Genomic DNA, 5,796 nt, shown 5'->3' with positions numbered 1-5,796 from the left:
GTCTTGTCGTTCGGATATTTCTGCTTGATATCCTCGGGCACGAGTTCCGGCACGGTATCGAGCAGGTAACTCTGCAGGCCGCGTTCGTCGTGGATGATCTGCATGGCCCGGCCGCCCAAAACATAGGATGGGCGAACGACGAGCGGAAAGCCGAGTTCGCCGGCTATGGTGCGAGCCTGTTCAACGGAATAGGCGATACCGTTCTTCGGCTGCGTCAAATCGAGCTTGATTAGCAGTTTCTGGAAGCGGTCGCGATCTTCGGCGAGGTCGATCGCATCGGGCGAGGTGCCGAGGATCTGGATGCCGGCTTTCTCAAGGGCATCCGCAAGCTTCAGCGGGGTCTGGCCGCCAAACTGAACGATGACACCGTGCAGCGTTCCGGCCGTCTGTTCGGCGCGCAGGATTTCCAACACGTCTTCGGCGGTCAGCGGTTCGAAATAGAGCCGGTCCGATGTGTCATAATCGGTCGAGACAGTCTCCGGATTGCAGTTGATCATGATGGCTTCGTAGCCTGCATCACGCAGGGCGAAGGCGGCATGGCAGCAGCAATAGTCGAACTCGATGCCCTGGCCAATGCGGTTCGGGCCGCCGCCAAGGATGACAACTTTCTTTCGATCGGAGACTTGCGCTTCGGAGGCGAGCGCTCCGGCGAACGGCACTTCATAGGTCGAGTACATGTAGGCCGTCGGGGAGGCGAACTCGGCGGCGCAGGTATCGATGCGCTTGAAGACCGGATGAACATCGAGCTTGTGACGCAGCTTGGTGACTTCGCTGGGTTCGATTTTGGCAAGGCTGGCAAGGCGTGCATCGGAAAAGCCCATGCCTTTCAACATGCGCAGGTTCTGCGCATCCTGCGGCAGGCCATGTTCCCGCACGCGTTCTTCCGTCGCGATAATCTCCGCCATCTGTTCCAGGAACCATGGATCGATCTTGCAGCCTTCGTGAACTTCCTCGACAGAGAGGCCAAGACGCAGGGCCTGGCCGACCATACGCAGGCGGTCCGGAGTCGGCACGCCGATGGCGGCGCGGATGGCATTGTTGTCATTGCCTTCGCCAAGCCCGGGAATTGCGATCTCGTCAAGGCCGGTAAGCCCGGTTTCAAGGCCGCGCAGCGCTTTTTGCAGGGATTCCTTGAAGGTGCGGCCAATGGCCATGACTTCGCCGACCGATTTCATAGCAGTCGTCAGCGTCGGTTCGGCGCCGGGGAACTTTTCGAAGGCGAAGCGCGGAATCTTGGTGACGACATAGTCGATGGAAGGCTCGAACGAAGCAGGTGTGGCTCCGCCGGTAATGTCGTTGTCGAGCTCGTCCAATGTGTAGCCAACGGCAAGTTTCGCCGCGATCTTGGCGATCGGGAAGCCTGTCGCCTTCGACGCCAAGGCCGACGAACGCGACACGCGCGGGTTCATTTCGATAACGATCAGACGGCCGTTTTCCGGATTGACTGCGAACTGTACATTCGAGCCGCCGGTTTCAACGCCAATCTCGCGCAGCACCGCGATCGAGGCGTTGCGCATGATCTGGTATTCCTTGTCCGTAAGGGTCAAGGCAGGGGCGACGGTGATGGAGTCGCCGGTATGGACACCCATCGGATCGATGTTTTCGATGGAACAGATGATGATGCAGTTATCCGCCTTGTCGCGGACAACCTCCATCTCATATTCCTTCCAGCCAAGGACGGATTCTTCGATCAGCACTTCGGTCGTTGGCGACGCATCGAGTCCGCTGCCAATGATCTCGTAGAACTCGGTGCGATTATAGGCGATGCCGCCGCCGGTGCCGCCCATGGTGAAGGACGGGCGAATGATGGCGGGGAGCCCGACGTGATCGAGCGCCGCACCTGCCATGCCCAGCGCATGGGAAACATAGCGCTGCTTGCGGTCGCCTTCGCCAAGCTGCCATTCAGTCTCAAGTTTGTCCAAAGCCGCGTCGAGATCGGCGCCGGAATATTTGGCTTTTACGGATTCGCGCTGCTCTTGGTGCAACTTGCGGTCGTGGTCCTTGACTTCGGTGGCATTGGCCAACATGGATTTAGGCGTTTCGAGACCGATCTTGGCCATCGCCTCGCGGAAAAGCGCGCGGTCCTCGGCCTTATCAATAGCCTCGGCATTGGCGCCGATCATCTCGACATTGTAGCGGTCAAGTACGCCCATGCGACGAAGCGACAGCGCGGTGTTAAGCGCAGTCTGCCCGCCCATCGTCGGCAGCAGCGCGTCGGGGCGTTCCTTGGCGATGATTTTGGCGACGACTTCCGGGGTGATCGGCTCGATGTAAGTCGCGTCCGCCAATTCCGGATCGGTCATGATGGTTGCCGGATTGGAGTTGACGAGGATAACGCGATAACCCTCTTCTTTAAGTGCCTTGCAAGCCTGTGTGCCGGAATAATCGAATTCACATGCCTGACCGATGATGATCGGACCTGCGCCGATAATCAGAATAGATTTGATGTCGGTGCGTTTTGGCATGGGTACGTTCCTATCAATAGCGTGCTGCACAAAAAACCGCACGGTTTTGACCGTACGGGCAGGCATATAATTCCAAATGCGAGGCTAAGGCTGCCTTATAGGCAAAGGAAGCGCATTGTGTAACCCCAAAAACGCGCGATTTTGCGGTTTTTCGCAGCAGTTTTCGGCCAGATATATCGTGTGCATTAATCAGTCACGAAAATTGATTATCTGTCGACTGCAGCTGCACGTTGAAAAATAGCACCGTGCGTGAAACAAATATCGCACTATACTGTTGGAACTACAGCGCATCGACGTCTGTGCCGATGCAAAAACCGGGAGATAGGAAATGCGTTGGCAGGGCCGCAGGCAGAGTGACAATGTTGAAGATCAACGCGGCGAGGGCGGTGGTTTTCCCGGCGGTATTGGCCGCGGTGGTGGCTTTCGACTTCCAGGTGGTTCCGGCTTTCGCACGGCGCGCGGGGGAGGCTTTTCCGGTATCGTCATACTTGCGGCGATTTTCCTCTTCCTGAAATTTTGCACGAGCATCGATCCGATGCAGATACTCGTTGGTGAAGACGGGGGCCAGCTGGTGCCCGGCCAGAGTCAGGCACCAAGCGGTGGCACCTCTGTCAAGAACGACGATCAAATGACGCAGTTCGCGCGCACTGTTCTTGCCGAGACCGAAGACGTCTGGAGCGGTATTTTCCAGGCCGAAGGACAGCAATATCCGGCTCCGACCATGGTGTTGTTCAGCGGCCAAGTCCGCTCCGCCTGTGGCTTTGCAAGCGCTGCGTCGGGACCATTCTACTGCCCCGGCGACAAGAAGCTTTACATCGACCTGAGCTTCTATGACGAACTTGAACAGAAATTCGGTGCTTCCGGGGATTTTGCTCAGGCCTATGTCTTGGCGCACGAAGTAGGGCACCACGTGCAGAACCTCATCGGTGTGCTGCCGAAGTTCAACGCGATGCGGCAGAACATGAGCCAAGCCGATGCGAATTCGATGTCTGTGCGTGTAGAGCTTCAAGCGGATTGCTTCGCCGGTATCTGGGGGCACTTCACCAAGCAGCAAGGCATACTTGAAGCTGGCGACCTCGAAGAGGCACTCAATGCCGCCCAGCAGATCGGCGATGATAATATCCAGCGGRGGACGCAAGGYTATGTCGTGCCGGAAAGTTTCAACCATGGCACGTCAGCTCAGCGTGCCAACTGGTTCAAACGCGGTTTCGACAGCGGCAAGCTCGAGAGCTGCGATACGTTTAGCGGGAATATTTGAGCTTAACGGATAACCCTCCCCCTGTGGGGAGGGAGGCTGCGTAGCAGCCGGGAGGGGCTTTGTTTGAAAGGCTGAATCTCCTACCGCCCCGCATTTATGAATGCAAAGAACCCCTCCCCGTCGCTTCGCTCCGTCCCTCCCCACAAGGGGGAGGGTAAGGGTCGCGCTAACACTCCGTATCGAGTCTGAACGCGTTAACCCGCGTCCTGCTCGCTTATGAAATCCAAACCTAGCGCATGCGCCACGGCGGCGTTTGAGTGAATAGTCGTTGAATCGAACACCGGCAGAGCGAGATTGTCGTCGGTCAGGGACAGACAGATTTCTGTGCAACCGAGAATGACGCAGTCGGCACCGGCATCCTTGCCGCGCTGGACGATCTTTTCCAATGCGTGACGAGAATCAACCCTAACGACACCGCAGCAAAGTTCGTCGAAAATCACCGAATGCACCTTGGCGCGGTCAATCTCATTGGGCACGATCAACTCCATATCGAAATGGTCACGCATGTAACCGGCGTAAAAACCGTGCTCCATTGTGTAGCGCGTCGCAAGAAGCAGGGGCCGCTTCTTGCCGGATGCCTTCAGGGTGCGGCCGGTTTCATGCCTGATATCGATGAGCGGAACATTGACGGACGCGGCAACCGCATCGGCCACCAGATGCATCGTATTGGTACAGATCAGGACGCAGTCCGCACCGGCGCCTTCAAGTCGCTTCGCCGCGTCGGCGAGAAGAGCTGCCGCTTCATCCCAGCGGTCGCTTTTCTGCAACGCGACGACTTCGGCGAAATCGAGCGATTGCATGGCGATTTTGGCTGAGGCAAGACCACCCAGACGTGCCCGAACCATTTCGTTGATCTGGCGGTAGTAGACCGCCGTGCTCTCCCAGCTCATTCCGCCGATCAGTCCGATAGTACGCATTCGCAAGTTCCCTAGATTGTTTACTGGCAGGATAATAAATCGGCGTGAGCGCCGAGTGTTGGCAAAGTTTGTGGAAGTTCCTTGCCGGCAGACAAAAATCAGGCGTATAATTCTCTAAATGCGCTGATAAATTGCTGGAGGAGCGGGATGCTCGATGATCGTGATCGCAAGATTCTCAATTTGCTTCAGGAAAATGCGTCGCTTGCCGTTTCTGATCTAGCCGATCGGGTAAGGCTTTCGATCTCGGCCTGTTCGCGGCGCATTCAGCGTCTGGAGGATGATGGTTATATCGCCAAGCGGGTTGTGCTTCTGGATCGTGCACATGCCGGCTTGCCGACGACGATGTTCGTGATCGTGCGTACTGCCCGTCATTCCGCTGGTTGGCTCGAACAGTTTCGCGCGGCAATCATCGACATTCCCGAAATTGTCGAAGTGCATCGCATGACCGGGACGATCGACTATATCCTGAAGCTGGTACTGCCGCGCGTCGAAGCCTATGACGACATCTACAAGGCGCTTGTGGAGAAGGTCGAATTTTTCGATATATCCGCTTCGGTTTCGATGGAAACATTGAAAGCCACTACTGCGGTGCCCACTGGCTATGCACATTAGATTCAGGTCAGGCCTGCCATGCAAAAAGCGTCTTTCTCCGCTTCCGGTGCTCACGTACTTTAAGTACGCTCCGCTCCGGTTCTCGAAAGCCACTATTTTCGGCGCAGCCTGACCTGAATCCTCAACCTCTGATCGCGGATAGTTTGACAGGGTTTGTCAGGAGGATTTTGCTAAAAAGCACTTTCTGGTGGCGGAATGGCGGATTTCCTGATCATGTTCACGTATTGTTTCGCGCTATCTTATGCAATACAACGATTTTCCGCGAAATCGCKGACATAAACGCCAGTTGCGAGTTTTCCGATGATTGACCCTATCCTGGCCAAACGCGGCCTGACGCTCGTCTTCATGATCCTGCTGCTCGATATCATCGGCATTGGCATCATCGTGCCAGTTCTGCCCGAATATCTTGAGGAACTCACCGGTACGGATGTGGGGAATGCAGCAATTTACGGCGGGTGGCTGCTTTTCGCCTATGCCGGAATGCAGTTTGTTTTTGCGCCGCTGATCGGGAATCTGAGCGATCGCTTCGGCCGCAGGCCTATAT

At 56.4% G+C, this 5,796-nt stretch carries 5 protein-coding genes; 3 read left to right on the top strand and 2 right to left on the bottom strand.

Features of this window, described 5'->3' with window-relative positions; all coding sequences use genetic code 11:
• Window positions 1-2,465, bottom strand: a 2,465-nt coding sequence (gene carB, locus ACXJ5O_RS16970) for a carbamoyl-phosphate synthase large subunit (RefSeq protein WP_457300909.1), incomplete at its 3' end; no start/stop codon positions are given.
• A 328-nt stretch (window positions 2,466-2,793) separates the two neighbouring features.
• On the opposite strand from carB, the gene ypfJ reads away from it, so the two are divergent.
• Complete coding sequence (ypfJ, locus tag ACXJ5O_RS16965) at window positions 2,794-3,723, top strand: KPN_02809 family neutral zinc metallopeptidase (protein ID WP_457300908.1); 930 nt, start codon at window positions 2,794-2,796, stop codon at window positions 3,721-3,723.
• 194 nt (window positions 3,724-3,917) lie between these two features.
• On the opposite strand, the gene ACXJ5O_RS16960 is transcribed toward ypfJ, so the two are convergent.
• Window positions 3,918-4,640, bottom strand: coding sequence for an aspartate/glutamate racemase family protein (locus tag ACXJ5O_RS16960; RefSeq protein WP_457300907.1), 723 nt, complete (start codon window positions 4,638-4,640; stop codon window positions 3,918-3,920).
• Between the two features lie 147 nt (window positions 4,641-4,787).
• On the opposite strand from ACXJ5O_RS16960, the gene ACXJ5O_RS16955 reads away from it, so the two are divergent.
• Window positions 4,788-5,252, top strand: a complete 465-nt coding sequence (locus ACXJ5O_RS16955) for an Lrp/AsnC family transcriptional regulator (protein ID WP_457300906.1) — start codon at window positions 4,788-4,790, stop codon at window positions 5,250-5,252.
• Between the two features lie 300 nt (window positions 5,253-5,552).
• Window positions 5,553-5,796: MFS transporter (locus ACXJ5O_RS16950; protein ID WP_457300905.1), on the top strand; the 244-nt coding region annotated here is incomplete at its 3' end.

This window comes from Phyllobacterium sp. P5_D12 (assembly GCF_054049495.1).
This window is presented reverse-complemented; position numbering and strand designations above follow the sequence as displayed.